The 13,813-nt window shown below is 42.6% G+C and carries 14 protein-coding genes; 5 read left to right on the plus strand and 9 right to left on the minus strand.

From position 1 onward, the window contains the following. Positions 1–2 precede the first annotated feature (2 nt). From B3H30_RS17490 to B3H30_RS17515, 6 genes are all read right to left on the minus strand, one after another. On the minus strand, positions 3–1,454 hold the full coding sequence (locus tag B3H30_RS17490) for an MBL fold metallo-hydrolase (RefSeq protein ID WP_286775387.1): 1,452 nt from the start codon (positions 1,452–1,454) through the stop codon (positions 3–5). Between the two features lie 99 nt (positions 1,455–1,553). Then, positions 1,554–2,516 (minus strand): hypothetical protein, encoded by a 963-nt coding sequence (locus B3H30_RS17495; protein ID WP_286834735.1) that lies wholly within the window; start codon positions 2,514–2,516, stop codon positions 1,554–1,556. Between the two features lie 426 nt (positions 2,517–2,942). Next, positions 2,943–3,221, minus strand: coding sequence for a mechanosensitive ion channel family protein (locus tag B3H30_RS17500; RefSeq protein ID WP_201303616.1), 279 nt, complete (start codon positions 3,219–3,221; stop codon positions 2,943–2,945). Further along, entirely contained in the window at positions 3,194–3,790 is a 597-nt protein-coding gene (locus B3H30_RS17505) for a mechanosensitive ion channel family protein (protein WP_286766825.1), read from the minus strand. Before B3H30_RS17505 ends, B3H30_RS17500 begins: the two co-directional genes overlap by 28 nt. A 215-nt stretch (positions 3,791–4,005) precedes the next feature. Beyond that, a complete protein-coding gene (locus B3H30_RS17510; RefSeq protein WP_286775386.1) occupies positions 4,006–5,199 on the minus strand; it encodes a DUF1501 domain-containing protein in 1,194 nt (397 codons plus the stop codon). A gap of 16 nt (positions 5,200–5,215) precedes the next feature. After that, the gene (locus tag B3H30_RS17515; protein WP_286834736.1) at positions 5,216–6,589 is read right to left on the minus strand and encodes a DUF1800 domain-containing protein; all 1,374 of its coding nucleotides are present in this window, start codon (positions 6,587–6,589) and stop codon (positions 5,216–5,218) included. Positions 6,590–6,826: 237 nt separating this feature from the next. Here B3H30_RS17515 and B3H30_RS17520 point away from each other — a divergent pair, with 237 nt between their 5' ends. Continuing rightward, positions 6,827–7,294 carry a hypothetical protein gene (locus B3H30_RS17520; protein ID WP_201303525.1) on the plus strand — a complete coding sequence of 156 codons (468 nt, stop codon included), beginning with the start codon at positions 6,827–6,829 and terminating at the stop codon, positions 7,292–7,294. Positions 7,295–7,386: 92 nt separating this feature from the next. Here the strand turns inward: B3H30_RS17520 and B3H30_RS24915 are convergent, their stop codons facing one another. After that, a complete protein-coding gene (locus B3H30_RS24915; protein ID WP_115048430.1) occupies positions 7,387–7,587 on the minus strand; it encodes a LytTR family DNA-binding domain-containing protein in 201 nt (66 codons plus the stop codon). Between the two features lie 78 nt (positions 7,588–7,665). Here B3H30_RS24915 and B3H30_RS17525 point away from each other — a divergent pair, with 78 nt between their 5' ends. From B3H30_RS17525 to B3H30_RS17540, 4 genes are all read left to right on the plus strand, one after another. Further along, positions 7,666–7,995, plus strand: coding sequence for a transposase (locus B3H30_RS17525; RefSeq protein WP_115048429.1), 330 nt, complete (start codon positions 7,666–7,668; stop codon positions 7,993–7,995). Next, positions 7,992–8,564 carry an IS3 family transposase gene (locus B3H30_RS17530; RefSeq protein WP_286777172.1) on the plus strand — a complete coding sequence of 191 codons (573 nt, stop codon included), beginning with the start codon at positions 7,992–7,994 and terminating at the stop codon, positions 8,562–8,564. The genes B3H30_RS17525 and B3H30_RS17530 overlap by 4 nt, the downstream gene beginning before the upstream one ends. Positions 8,565–8,634: 70 nt before the next feature. Then, entirely contained in the window at positions 8,635–8,856 is a 222-nt protein-coding gene (locus B3H30_RS17535; RefSeq protein WP_286777161.1) for an integrase core domain-containing protein, read from the plus strand. 398 nt (positions 8,857–9,254) lie between these two features. After that, positions 9,255–10,985 (plus strand): tetratricopeptide repeat protein, encoded by a 1,731-nt coding sequence (locus tag B3H30_RS17540; protein WP_115048423.1) that lies wholly within the window; start codon positions 9,255–9,257, stop codon positions 10,983–10,985. Between the two features lie 75 nt (positions 10,986–11,060). Here the strand turns inward: B3H30_RS17540 and B3H30_RS17545 are convergent, their stop codons facing one another. Both B3H30_RS17545 and B3H30_RS17550 read right to left on the minus strand, forming a co-directional pair. Next, the gene (locus B3H30_RS17545; RefSeq protein ID WP_286774877.1) at positions 11,061–11,969 is read right to left on the minus strand and encodes a fimbrillin family protein; all 909 of its coding nucleotides are present in this window, start codon (positions 11,967–11,969) and stop codon (positions 11,061–11,063) included. An 80-nt stretch (positions 11,970–12,049) separates the two neighbouring features. Continuing rightward, complete coding sequence (locus tag B3H30_RS17550) at positions 12,050–13,756, minus strand: SUMF1/EgtB/PvdO family nonheme iron enzyme (protein ID WP_286727615.1); 1,707 nt, start codon at positions 13,754–13,756, stop codon at positions 12,050–12,052. Positions 13,757–13,813: the final 57 nt, after the last annotated feature.

Genomic DNA, 13,813 nt, shown 5'->3' on the forward strand with positions numbered 1-13,813 from the left:
TGTTAATTCACCGATTGCTTGTAGCTTTTAATATGTTCACCGATATCCCAGACCTGCGCTTTTGGCGCCCATTCACTGATGAGGCTGCTTGCAATGGCCGAGCGATAGCCCGAAGCGCAGTGCACAACGATAGGTTTATCCACTGGTAGCTCGGCAATATGCGCCTTCAATTCGGCTAGCGGAATGTTATGTGCCCCTTTGAAAACAGGCCCAGTCTTAACTTCCTCGGCCGTGCGTACATCCACTATAAAATATTGCTCTTGCGCCCTGTCAAATGCAGCCTGATCAAAAGCTGTCGAAGGCTGTCCCGCGAAATCCCCATACAACACGATACCTTTAACAAACTGTTCATAGCCAATTTTAGCCAGCTTTTCGAGCTGCACCTGACCGTGTTCTTTGGTATCGACAACAAGATAAAAGCCGTCTTTCGGTTCAATAAAAGTCCCTACCCAAGATTCTGACTTGCTACGTTCGGGAATATTAATGGCCTCCGGAAAATGTGACGCCTTAAATTCTGAAGCGGGGCGGGTATCGAGGACAGTGCTCAGCGCCTGGGGCACCGCCGCTGCCGAAACCACTGAAATACCCGACAAAGAAGCCAATAATGGCTTTGCTCCCCGACGATTCAATGCTACATTATAAGGGAAGTAAATCGGTACAGGCGGACGGTCTGCCAGAATCTGCTGGACAAACGCTTCTTCCGATTTTTGCTGAAAAGCCAAATTATGGGTTCTTTCAGCACCAATGGTACTTTGCTTAGCACCCTTTATCGCATTTCCGCAAAGTGATCCAGCGCCATGAGCTGGATACAAAAGCACCTGATCGCCTAACCTTGCATAGATATCATGGACGGTGTGGTAGAGCTGCCGCGCCAGTTTTTCACGCTGCGTAGCCTGTTCTCCCGAGTACTCACGCAGATCGGGCCTTCCAACTCCACCAATCAATACCGCATCCCCCGAAAAGATCGCCACATCGCGACCATTTTCTTTTAGCAAAACAGAGATGCTATCTGGTGAATGTCCGGCTGTATTGATGGCATGCAAAACAATATGGTCCGAAATCTTTAAGGTATCGCCATCGTCAAAAGTATGGTGGGGATAGGTCGCACGGACAAGCTTGCTGACATAAACCGGAACTTTCAGATCCTGATGAATCTCCAGATGGGAACTCACAAAATCAGCATGCGGATGTGTTTCCACAACCGCGATAATTTTCGCTCCCTGCTCCTTTGCATAAGCGTAATAGGGCCTTGGATCACGGGCCGGGTCCACAAGCACAATTTTCTTGTCGGCCAAGATCGCATAGGAAAACTGTACCAGGCCTTCATCTTCAAACTGCCTGATGCTATAGCCATTCGCTAAATTATTGGTATTTCCAAAACAGAATACCCCCTGACCTGCCGAAGCAAGGGTAAAAAGGACAGCTGAACGATGGATAAATGATCTTCTATTCATAACATTCTTTTTTTTAGACAATTAGTAGGTAAATAGTGTATTTTTCATATACCATTCTTTACCGGTGAGATAGGATTCTTTGACGCGATTGAGGGTAATTTAGAGGTTATTACCACTAGCATCCAGCCCTTTGAGTTTGATCTGTTCTGCTGTTGGTCGTTCGTACACCCATTTCAGCACATGCAGACTATCGCCCTGCGCTTTTCCATACAGCGCTTTCAGTCCCACATCTAGTTTTTCATCTAGTTTTTTACGTTGTTCCTTACTAAATTTCTGATTTTTATCGATCAGATACAGTGCATGTTCTGTCGAGTCTATTTCATAGTAGAGGTAGTTCTTCCCTCCGGCCCGGCCTGTAAATTCGTAAGTTTTGAGCACATCATTTAAAGCTGGGGTACCATTGCCAAGATCGATCGAATTGGCTTTATTGACCTTGTAGACCAAGGTTGAGTATCGTTCGAAAAAGGCCTCATGCCAGCGTACCGAATCGGCAGGTGAATAAGCCTGAGACTTTCCATTCAGCAGAAAACTCGAAACCTCACAATGTCCTGCAGCTTTTGCTAGCCCAGGAAGTATGGGTTCTATTAGACGCCCTTCATCATAGAATCGTTCATAGCGATAAAAGCCATAAACGAAAATAAACAGGACCACAATGGTCGCCTTTAGGCCAAAATAAAATGGCTTATTCCACTTCCTGACAAACTTGGGCACATAGTAATAGGTGCTTACTGGTTCGCGCAGGATAAAAAGCTTCCAGATTGCAGGCAGATACTGCAGCAATAGAAAAAGGGAAAGCAATACAAAATATGAACTGTATACATGAACTGCGCCATCGTAGGCAATATTGGCGTGGGCAATGTTAAAGAGGACTCCAGCATTGATAATGGCTCCTATTACGACCGTGGGCCGAAAGAAGAGCAGGCTTCCCGCCGCTATCTCCAAAAAGCCTAAAAAGATCTCATATTTATAGGATACACCGACGATTTGCCAATACAACTTAAAGGGGGCATATTCACCGATATCGGTATTCAGATTGGCAAGTGATGGAAATGGCATCTGCATGGGAAAGAACTTGATAAATCCGAAGGCGATCAGCCCCAAGCTTATCTCCTAGGTTGATAAAACAAATATAGTAAACATAAAATAAAATCTACAATATTAGTATACTTTATTTTCAACTATCTTTTCTTCCACTAAAAATTGAGTAAATTGGTAAAGAAAAGCTGGCGGAAATATGTAAATTGAATACCTACTTTTGGTTAGTAAAAGTATCAGCCCTATAGCGCCCTCCATAACCGGATAATAAACCGATAAAAAAGGACATAGGGGACAATCACCAATCTTCTACCGGTTAACATTCATTTACGTTTCAATAATCAAAGCCGTCTGAGTTCGCTCAAACGGCTTTGTGCTGCACTATATTCAGCATGGAGAAAAAAGTTAACATAGCGCGGATTTCTTCTACCAGTCGATAGCCTCTCTCCTCAATTAGGAATTATTTCGGATATGTACATCGCGCTGCGGAAATGGAATTTCAATCCCAGCCTTATCCAAAGCTTCCTTACAGTCAATGATCAGCTGTTCCTGCATGGTCCAAAAGTTTTCGTTGGAAGTCGTGACGCGCACAGAAAGATTGATTGCACTGTCGTCAAGTTCTGTCACCACCACCTGCGGCGCCGGCTCTTTAAAGGCAAATTCATTGCTTCTAACGATATTGAGGAGTATTTCTTTTGCCTGTTTCAGATCAGCATCGTAGGCAACGCCAATGTCAAACCATGTGCGACGTGTTCCAAGTTTGTATAATTGGTGATGCTACTATTTGACAACACCCCATTTGGAACAACCACCTGTCGATTTTGTGGTGTATTTAACTTGTTATTGAAGATATCAATTTCTGTCACCGTACCCGCGATATTTGTAGTGGAAGTTATGTAATCGCACACGCGGAAAGGCTTGAGGAGTAAAATCAGTATACCGCCGGCAAAATTGGACAAGGATCCCTGCAGGGCCAGACCTATGGCCAGACCTGCTGCACCGATAATGGCCACAAATGCCGAGGTTTGCACCCCCAATTGTGTAACGACAACGATAAATAATAAGATATTTAAAATCCAACTGATGAGATTGCTTAAAAATCGCTGCAAGGAGACATCCATTTGTCGCCGCTCAAATGCCTTGTCTATCATCCGTTTGATTAGGCGGATGATCCAGGATCCGATCAGATAAATAAGTAAAGCAGAAATTACGGCAGTAATAATACGGGGCGCCCAGGCAATGGCAGAGGAAATAAAATTATTCCAATGTTGCTGGACATCGTTCACTTCTAAATTGTTCATATCAGTATTTATTTTATTAAAAATGTAAGGTTTAGAAACAAAAAGAGTGTTATGTTGCTTTTATTCTAATATAAAGCACATTAAATTACATTTTCTCTAATTTAAACAACCAAACAGTAGAATTGTTCGTATGAAAATGAAACAATATGGTTTTGTATCATTCCTTATATGGAATCTGTGACAAGAAAAATAAACAAGAAAGACGTCGCAGTTGGCTAGATAAAATCATAAATCCCATTTTTCCAACCCAATATTTTGGCTGAATCTGCATCGAGCCATTTTTTCAATAGTGTAGCATATACTTTTCGAAAATCTTCCGTATACTGGAGATCCCCCTCATTGAGCTGGGTCAGGTCGGGCAGCGCGTTGAGCAGGCCCTGTTTTTTCAATCCTCCAGATAGAAAAAAAAGTTGGTTGGCCGTGCCATGGTCCGTGCCATTGCTGGCATTCTGGGCCACCCTGCGACCAAACTCCGAAAAGGTCATCACCATGACATGCTGAAAAAGGCCATTTTTCTTGAGGTCGTCCACAAACGCCTCCACGGCATCGTTGATGGTGTGGAATAAGCTCTCCTGCCGCTGCTGCTGATTGATATGCGTATCAAAACTACCGATCTGCAGATAATATACCTGTGTATTGATATCTGATTTAATCAACGAGGATATCGTCTTCAGATCCTTTCCAAGCACCGAATCGGGGTACGCTGCTGCGGTCTTCCTGGCTTTACTCTGTTCAAAAATATAGTCGGCATTGTTGATCGTATCACCCAGGGTCTGATACAGATAGGCGACTGTCTCCTCTTCATGCTGATGTTTATGTTCCTGATAGAGTGTATTAAAGTACTCTTCACGGCTGGTCTGATAAAGCTTCTTGGGGTCTTTAAACGCGAACGCTTTTTTCTGTTTTCCTTTGAGGGCAAGGCTCAGCATATCATTCACTTCCAGAGCTTGCGTTGGATGACCGCAGTCGTAACAGGCTTGATCCAGGTAGCGGCCTATCCAGCCGCTCTCCAGGTATTCGTCGCTTCGGCTCGCACTATGCCATATATCCATGCTGCGGAAATGCGATTTGTTGGGCTCGGGATAACCGACATTGTTGAGTACAGCCAGTTCGCCACGATCATAAAGTGTCTTGAAAAAAGGTAAAGCCGGATGAATACCTGCTTCTTCTGTGAGCGTTAGTGCATTATCGACCGCAATCGTCTGCCTTTCCCGAAAATAGATATCATTGCGCATCGGAACAATAGTATTCAGCCCATCATTGCCGCCACTAAGCTGCAAGATGACCAACACCTTATGTCCCCTTTCCAGCGCTTCAGGCAAAGACATGGCTTTTAAGAAATTGGGCAGCAGTAGAGATGCTGTTGCGAGCGAACCTGCTTTGAGAAATTGGCGTCTTTTGATGATCATGGCTTCCTATTTACGATTAACAGAGTTGATATTCGGGGATACTCATTACTTCAATAATAGTCCTACGGCGGCTTCCCCCAGCGTAGCTATCGCGCAGTGTTTTACCAAAGGAAGGTTGCTGCTGCAGCAAGAGCTCAAAGGGATCCCGATCTGCAAATGCAGCCTCTACCCCATCCCAGTCAATGGATATTTTGGGATTTTTGTAGGCCTTAGCCAGCGCCCGCGACTGTTTTAAACCCATGTCGAGGTCGTCGTCATTCTGCGCATCAAGGTCCAGCGGGCGCAGGCCGGTCCATATCTGTGGAATCTGCATCCGTAGTAATAAGGTCGAGCTGTCGATCCAGGCTTTTCCCGACGGCCATCCCGCCACATTCGGCGGATACAAGAGCATCTGCCCCAGCAACTTTTGATAAACAATCAGGTTTTCAGGATTCGCTATTTCCATGGGTAACATGCGCATGATACCGGCCATGAGTTCTACCGGTGACTTTATTTTGTTGCCCACATTTTTGGAGTCGTAAAACCAGGCTGCCGTAAATACACGGTCTAGCAACCGCCTGATATCATATCCTGAATCGAAGAAATCTTTACTCAGCGTGTCGACGATTTTCTGATCCACTTGTTCGTTGACCAGAAAACGGTAGAGTTTATCGGTGATAAATCGGGCCGTAGCGGGTTGTTCCAAGATAATTTCCAGGATAGCATTGCCGTCGAAATTTCCGGTTCTTCCCAAAAATGTTTTGCTGCCCGAGTCATGAAACTTTTTACGCACCAAGAACTGGCCATCCTTATCGTATGACCAGCCCGTAAATGCACGCGCAGCTTCCTTCACATCCGATTCCGTATAGTTGCCACGCCCCATCGTAAAGAGTTCCATCACTTCCCGGGCAAAGTTTTCATTGGGATGGTCTTTTTTATTCTGCTGGTTGTTGAGGAAATTGAGCATAGCCGGAGTTTTGGAAACGGCGAACAGCAGATCCCGAAAATTTCCAAGCGCATTTTTTCTGATTTCGTTGAGGATATGGGCGCTAAAATTGGAATTGATAACCCGGCTAGCAAAATGTCCGTGCCAAAAAAAGGCCATCTTCTCCCTGAGCTGATCTTCGCTATGCACCATTTCATTCAGGAAATTAAGGTTGATCTCAATATTACGCTTTCGGTTGAGCTGCTGCACCTGCTTTTTGTCTGCGGCATTCAACTTGGAAAGCGCATTATAATTGACGTCAGTCTGGTCCGTATTGAAACTGATGGGATGAAATTCATGTTCCTGAGCATATTGCTTCCAGAGTACTGCGGTAGACTGCTGTTCAAAAGTCGTAATCTGCTTTAGGCTCATCCCAAATCCGGCGCGATTTGCCAGGTGCATATTTTTTTTAAAATCGGACATCATCCTGTTTCCTTTTATACCTAAATAACGAATTATTTATAAATGTTTGCTTAGGGTAGATCCGATTTAACAAACATTAAGCTAAATTAACAAAGTGACTACCAAGATAATACTTTTCAAACTCCGATTTTTTTTCATTAAATTTATTCACATAGGGACAACAAAACCCCTTGTTTATGTTGCATACCTGTTTCACAAGTTACAATCATCAGTTGATAAAACTTTAAAACGAAATATAAGATGGCAAAATTAATCAACGTTTGGATTTCAGTATTCATGCTGCTCGTTTTTGTCCAATGCCTAGGAATTCAAAATGAGCCATCCGAAAACTTCGACTGGTTATTGGGAAAATGGCAGCGTACCAACGAAGCCAAAGATAAACGGACTTTTGAATATTGGCAGAAAATCAAAGACACTGAATATGCAGGTTTTGCTTTTACCCTGCAAAACCTGGATACCATCCATCAGGAAAAAATGCAATTATTAAAATACGATGGCGACTGGAATTTATTGGTTAAAACGCCCGATGAGAAAGATTTTATCGCATTTGAGATAACCATGCTAAAAGACGGCCTGTTCGAGTGTAATAATGATTCGCTGCCCTTTCCTAAAAAAATCACCTACTGGCGTGAAGGTGAAAAGTTGAAGGCCAATGTTGCTGGCGACAGTCTCCAGATTCCCTTCGAATTTAGTAGGATTTCAAAATAAATAGACCTCATTTTTCCCGGTCAATCACAACAAAAGATGCCTGCGCCAGCGTAAAGTCAAAATTCGGCAGCATAAAGTCAAAATATAATTAATCATCGGTCGAGCCATTTCTTAAATTCCGCCACTTTGTTTTTGCTGATCAGGATAGGCGTTGTACTTTGCGGTTTTGTTTGAATACGAAGCTGATTGCGACCGTATATCCATATACTTTCAATGGCATTGACATTGATAACATACTGCCGGTTGGCCCTGTAAAAGATCCGGTTGTCCAGCTCTTTTATCAAGTCGTCCAGTTGAGTTGCTACATTTGACCGGAGACTTTTTTAAAGGAAAAATTTACAACTAAAAGAGTTAACAATTAAATTTGAGGCATGGGTAAGCGACCACGTTTTTTTGATTCAGAATTTAAAATCATGGCAGTAGAACTGTCGTACGTAAAAGGGACAGCAGCATCAGCAGCGAAAGAGCTGGGTATAAATGAGTCTATGCTGGGTAAGCGGCGAAGGGATTCCAGGTTCAATTCTCGTATTGATGAGTTGAATCTGAGAATTGATCTCAATTCCAGTGACACTAGCAGGAATCTAGAACAGGAAAACAAGTTGTTGAGAAAGGCATTAAAAGATGCCACAATTGAAAGAGATATTTTAAAAAAGGCCATCAGCATCTTCTCCAAGGGAGACCGGAACGATATAGCTTTATAGCAGATCATAAGGATAATTTTTCGGTTGGGAAGATGTGCAAAGTAATGCAAGTGAGCAGTAGCGGTTATTATGATTGGCAGAATAGAGATCAGGATATCTCCAAAATCAAGGCAAGGAAAGACCTTCTAAAAAAAATAAAGGCCAGCTATGACTCCAGTGACAGTACATATGGCAGTCCAAGGATTACCAAGGATCTACAACGACAGGGTATACAGATTTCACGCCCATGTGTAGCGCGGATAATGAGAAAGGAAGGTATCCAGAATATCATCCGCAAGAAATGGAAGATATCAACAACAGATTCGAAACATAAATTCCCGGTATGTGATAATATTCTGAACAGGGACTTTCATGCCGATCAGATAGGCACTAAATGGGTAAGCGATATTACTTATCTGAAAACAGGTGAGGGTTGGTTATATCTCACAGCTGTAATGGATCTCGCTGATAGAAAAATTATTGGATGGACACTTAGTGAAGGAATGTCAGCAGAGCAAACCTCTCTTGCGGCATTAGAGGGCTCTAAAAGCCAGAAAAGTAGAAAATGGTTTAATATTTCATTCAGATAGAGGTGTTCAGTATGCGTGCAATAACTTTAAAGACAAGTTAAAAGCATTAAAGATCGATGTTGTTCAAAGTATGAGCAGAAAGGGTAACTGTTGGGACAATAGTGCAATGGAAAGCTTTTTCAAAACGGCTAAAAGTGAAAAATTCAACCGTTACAACTTTAAAACCAGGCAAGAGGCTAAGTTATTTGTGTTTAGGTATATTGAGGATTGGTATAATAAAGGCAGATTACATTCAGCAATTGGATATAAGACACCTCGTGAGCTAGAATTGGAAATGGAAAAAGCTGCTTAAAAAGTCTCCGATTTACTATTGCAATTCCAATCTGTCTTTGCATCCTGATTCGCTGAAGATCGTATTACCAAATTGGAAAACAGGTGAGAAAGTACTTTTGAAGTCTTCATTTATACCTGTCAAGAATGCAATTGATGTATTTACAGCGTCTTATACAGACACACTTCTTATCAACTAAGTTCTCTTTTTTAACTTAAAAATCCGCTTGGTAAGTCCAGGCGGATTTTTAAAACCGATCGCCATGCGATTAATTTAACAGATGAAGCACATATTAGGCTCAGATAAAAGGAAGCATCTATTAAGCTTAAATATTTTTATTATCTTTACACGAAAATTGCCTTATTAAATTAGTTAAGGTGGTTTTATTCATATTAACCGTTAAATTCACGCTATTGAGGATGAAAGTCTATTGGTATTACATTTCACTTATACTCATTTTATTTTTTAAAAGCACTGACTTACTAAATGCACAGTCTATCACCCAAATACAAGCCATAAAAAATCCATTGCAGCAGATAGAAGCCGTGTTAAACCTTCCAAGCCACTTTAATCGCGACACCACTTTATTGAAAAAGGAATTAGAGCCCATAAAAACATTAGCCAAACAGCACAACAGTATTCCCCTAGAATGGGCCTATTATATGCTCATGGCAGATGGTTATTCCGTTGCTTTCGACCATACAAATGCTCGTTCTGACCAATATTACAAATACGCCAGAAACTTAATCGAAGCGCATCCAAACCCAGAACTGGAGATGATCGGGAATATACGACAGGGCTATTATAATTTCGTATACCGCAAGGTCATCGATGCTTTCCCTTATTTCTTACGAGCCAATGATCTAAATGCCAGAATAGACAGAAAAAAAATACCATTGCCCGTAAAACATTATCAATTTATGGCGAGCTTTTTTAATCATATCGGCGACCAAAAAAAAGCTGTAAACTATCTTCATGAAGCTTTGCCTTTTGCAAGACCTGCTTCAAGAGCACGGATTGATCTACTCAATTCAATAGCTGTCTACCTATCGGTAGACAATCCTGTTCCTGAAGCGCTTAAATACCTAAAACAGGCCATGGCCGAAGCTCAACAAGCAAAAGATTCTGTGTGGATCGGAATTATATCCGGCAACATGGCGGATTATAGTTGGGAAGCAGGAGATAAAAAAAAAGCAATCGAACTGGTCAAACAAAATATTGACCTCTCATTACGGTATCACGAGCCCAATGATGCCATGCGGGCAAATCTAATTTTAGCAAGCTGGTATATTGACCAGCAGGAATGGCAACTTGCAAAAAAACATATAGAGGCGAGTGAACATCTTATGGAAGACAAACCCTACTTTCTGAAATATAAGATGGATGCAGCCAAATCATTAGCTGCGATTTCGCATGGATTAGGACAGCAGAGCAAACAACTTCACTATTTAAACCGCTATATATTGTTGAGAGATTCATTGGAGAAAAGAACAAATATCAAAGAGTTGCAGAAAATCATCTGGGAGAGTGAGCAGGAAAAATATAACCGCGCCTTACTGTCCGAAGCAGAGAAAAGACAGAAAGTAAAAAGTACTTATCAATTTATGAGTCTTCTACTTGTCTTAATTTTTGCTATCGTTATTCTATTAATCAATAGGTCGAGGGCAAACATCAAAATACGTAACGCAAATCTTGAAAGGGAACAACTCCAACTTAACCACAAGAAGCAGCTTGTCGATCAAGAACTCCTCATATTAAAAAACTCGCTCAGCGAATTTACGGATACTGTCAGGCAAAATGACATCACGATTCAACAGCTGCGTGAGGAACTAAAAAAGGAAGAGAATCAAAATCCAACCTATATTGCCGAAGTAAAAGCGAACCTCAATGCCTTAATGGAAACACATATTATGACAGACGACCGATGGGCAAGGTTTAGGCATACGTTTGACCAGGTATACCCTGACTATTTACAACAGATGAAAGATGAACATGCAAAAATTACCGAAAACGACCTCCGTATATTAGCCTTACAGAAGCTGGAGCTGAGTAATGCGAGTATGAGTGAGCTTCTTTGCATCTCTATAGAGGGTATAAAAAAAGCGAAACAGCGCCTTAAAAAAAAATTGGGGGCCACTTATTCTTCCTAATAAAAAAGAAAATGGGCCGATTATCCTATTAATCGGCCCAAATGGAAAAATACAATTTAAAGAGTAGGTCCAAGTTTAATCTGCCGTACCTGTACGGCTAACGGTATCCCAATCTTTAATAGTTACATTGCCCAATATGACGCCTGTTTTATGCACTGTAATCGTATAAGTATATTCTTTGCCAGGCTCGAATTGTTCGTTCGCCTGACTTGCCCAAGCATAGGTATCGTTACCTATCTCAAAGGTGAAGCGCACAGCTCCGGCCGTTGCGTAGGTAGCCGGAAGCACAATAGCTTCATAGGCTGATCCGCTAGCTTTTACAAAGGGGCTTATATCCGCAGGGCCACTAGCTGCTCCCAGTGTCCCTGTGCTCAGGTCAATGCTCGACATGGTTTGCATACCCTTTATCTTAACTCCCATCGCGGACCAATCAGCGTTGGAAGCATCCAGACCAGTTCCTGCAGTAGGTTTGATAACCACTTTACTGAGCTTATGGTCAAAAACGAGTGGAACCTGAGTTCCGGAGCTTTTATTGAATCCATTCACGCCATTTGTTGCTTTGCTCCAAAGAAAATCAATTTTGCTCAGGTCATTTTGCGAGGAAACATCGATAGGCTGCACTGTCGACAAAGAAGCTGTGGGTACAAAAGGATAATACGCTACAAAATCCACTTTGCTGTCCGAAACAGGGTAATAAATCCCCTGTCCCGTTGCTGGAGCAAATACAGTCCCATTAAAGTTGTACTGGCGATTGCTGCTATTTTCGCTTATGGTCGTGGTCCCATGATTAACCATAAAAATACCGATCTGATCGCCCGAAGCCCATACTGTGCTCGCCCCCGAAGGGTTACTTGTTGCTTTAAGCTGACTAATTTGTCCACTGAAATTGATCACCTCATGTTCCACATCAGGTGTATCATTTTTGGCGCAGGCCCCGAGTAACAGGACTGCTGCCGAAAAGGCTGTTAACAATTGTGTTTTCATATTTAATTTTCACTTTTTAATTTATTAGTTATGACAATGTGATTTACGGCAATACGCTATGGTATTAAGACAAGCTTATTTTATCGATACTTTATTATACGAAATCCGATAAGGTAGGTCGAAGAAGAAACCAACGATTGTATTTTAGCCGCTGAGCGCGCATAAATCAAACCATTATTAAAGTTCCCCCCGCGCGCAAAGCGGTTAGTTGATGTAGCATCCGGAATGGATGGATCTACAACAGCTGTTTCCATTGTCGTTGCAGTAGACGGATAGGGACCATTGCTGAGACACCATTCTGCTACATTGCCATAGGTATCATACAATCCCCATCTATTGGGTTTCAAGGTACCAACAGCGGCACTTTTAAGCCCCGTCCCTTGCAGGTTAGTCCAAGCATAACTGTTGATTTGGGCAGGGTCATCGCCAAAAAACCAGCGATCTTCCGTACCTGCACGGCAGGCGTACTCCCATTGCGCTTCCGTCGGCAACGCCCCTCCTGCCCAGGCTGCATAAGCTTTGGCTCCCTCAAAAAATACAACCGCCATAGGCACATTTTCACTACCTGGTAATGCTTTCCATTTTCCATCTATGTAATGAGGCTGACTTACTAGATTTTGAAATACGGAAAAAGCGAGTACCATATTTCCATCGAGCGGGACATGTACAGAAAGTCCCCCTCCAACGATATTCATCGCATTTAGAAAATCAGCATACTCGGCAACGGTAACCTCATACCTGCTCATATAGAAACCTTTGGTCAATTTTACCCAATGCCGTGGCTTTTCATTCGCATCTGCATAGGGGTCAGTAGCTGGGCTACCCATTTGAAAAGTACCTGCAGGAATCCATACCGCTCGCCAGAGATTTTTGAGTTGAGGCACGTCTATCCGATGTGAGGTGCCCCCCAAAAGCTGTAAAGAGCTCTTCTGCTGCTGGATATAGGATTGACCCGATTGACTCAGAAATAAGCTCCGCTTCCCACCCTCAAGCATCTGAGCTGGCAAAAGTGCACGATAGGTAAACTTCGTTTCATAATCGGTATCATCGGGCTGCTCCACGCGATACATACGTACACTACTCTGCTGCCCGGATAGCGGGGTGAAAGTGCCGCTCGCTAGCGCCAAATGCCCATCACAAATAATATTCGTCAGGTTAACGACCATATCAACATCCGGACTAGAGGCTTTCGACGTTCCTGCTTCAAGCTCTACCTGTACCAAACTCAACAGATGTTTAAAATCAAGCTGCACCGTAGCGCCCAAGTTGATGGCTTCGGCTTTTGCAAACATCAGGTCACTCTGTTGAAAATCCGACCATATAGTTTGATCTTTCTTGACCGAGAAACTGATTGAAGCAGGATTTGTCAGCCCCGCACGATAAGGGTAATAAGCGTAAAAATCAAAACTGGTACCTGCCGGCCAATTGACGGCACCCGTCCATTTAGTACCGTTAAAAGACAATTTGGCATTAGCGATCAGGCTATTTCCAGCAGTTAATGGTTGACCCGCTGGCACAACAAAGATGCCTATCGTATCGCCAGCGCTAAAACTTGCGGTAAAATCGCTCGCAGACACTGGGGGAGTTAATGCCATATTACCGTTCGATTTACTGGACTGCAAAGTGGCTTTTGTCACATTTTTTTGATTATCATCAACTTTCGTGTTATTGATGATTCCAATCTGAAACGCCATATTCCCACGCCCCGAATTAGGATCTATGACAGCTAAATCTAATTTCTCCTGACAGGACATCAGCATAAAACAACACAGAAAAAATTGAAACAAATATTTTCTACTTAAAACTGTTATGAGGTTACTATACATAATTCGGTGCTATGTTGT

It is taken from the genome of Sphingobacterium sp. UBA7038 (assembly GCF_002494055.1).
Classification (GTDB): domain Bacteria; phylum Bacteroidota; class Bacteroidia; order Sphingobacteriales; family Sphingobacteriaceae; genus Sphingobacterium; species Sphingobacterium multivorum.

What these genes read in the sequence shown, in the direction of transcription:
- B3H30_RS17490 (WP_286775387.1), bottom strand. Translation starts at nt 1,454, where the DNA reads ATGAATAGAAGATCATTTATCCATCGTTCAGCTGTCCTTTTTACCCTT.
- B3H30_RS17495 (WP_286834735.1), bottom strand. Translation starts at nt 2,516, where the DNA reads ATGCAGATGCCATTTCCATCACTTGCCAATCTGAATACCGATATCGGT.
- B3H30_RS17505 (WP_286766825.1), bottom strand. Translation starts at nt 3,790, where the DNA reads ATGAACAATTTAGAAGTGAACGATGTCCAGCAACATTGGAATAATTTT.
- B3H30_RS17510 (WP_286775386.1), bottom strand. Translation starts at nt 5,199, where the DNA reads ATGATCATCAAAAGACGCCAATTTCTCAAAGCAGGTTCGCTCGCAACA.
- B3H30_RS17515 (WP_286834736.1), bottom strand. Translation starts at nt 6,589, where the DNA reads ATGATGTCCGATTTTAAAAAAAATATGCACCTGGCAAATCGCGCCGGA.
- B3H30_RS17520 (WP_201303525.1), top strand. Translation starts at nt 6,827, where the DNA reads ATGGCAAAATTAATCAACGTTTGGATTTCAGTATTCATGCTGCTCGTT.
- B3H30_RS17525 (WP_115048429.1), top strand. Translation starts at nt 7,666, where the DNA reads ATGGGTAAGCGACCACGTTTTTTTGATTCAGAATTTAAAATCATGGCA.
- B3H30_RS17535 (WP_286777161.1), top strand. Translation starts at nt 8,635, where the DNA reads ATGAGCAGAAAGGGTAACTGTTGGGACAATAGTGCAATGGAAAGCTTT.
- B3H30_RS17540 (WP_115048423.1), top strand. Translation starts at nt 9,255, where the DNA reads ATGAAAGTCTATTGGTATTACATTTCACTTATACTCATTTTATTTTTT.
- B3H30_RS17545 (WP_286774877.1), bottom strand. Translation starts at nt 11,969, where the DNA reads ATGAAAACACAATTGTTAACAGCCTTTTCGGCAGCAGTCCTGTTACTC.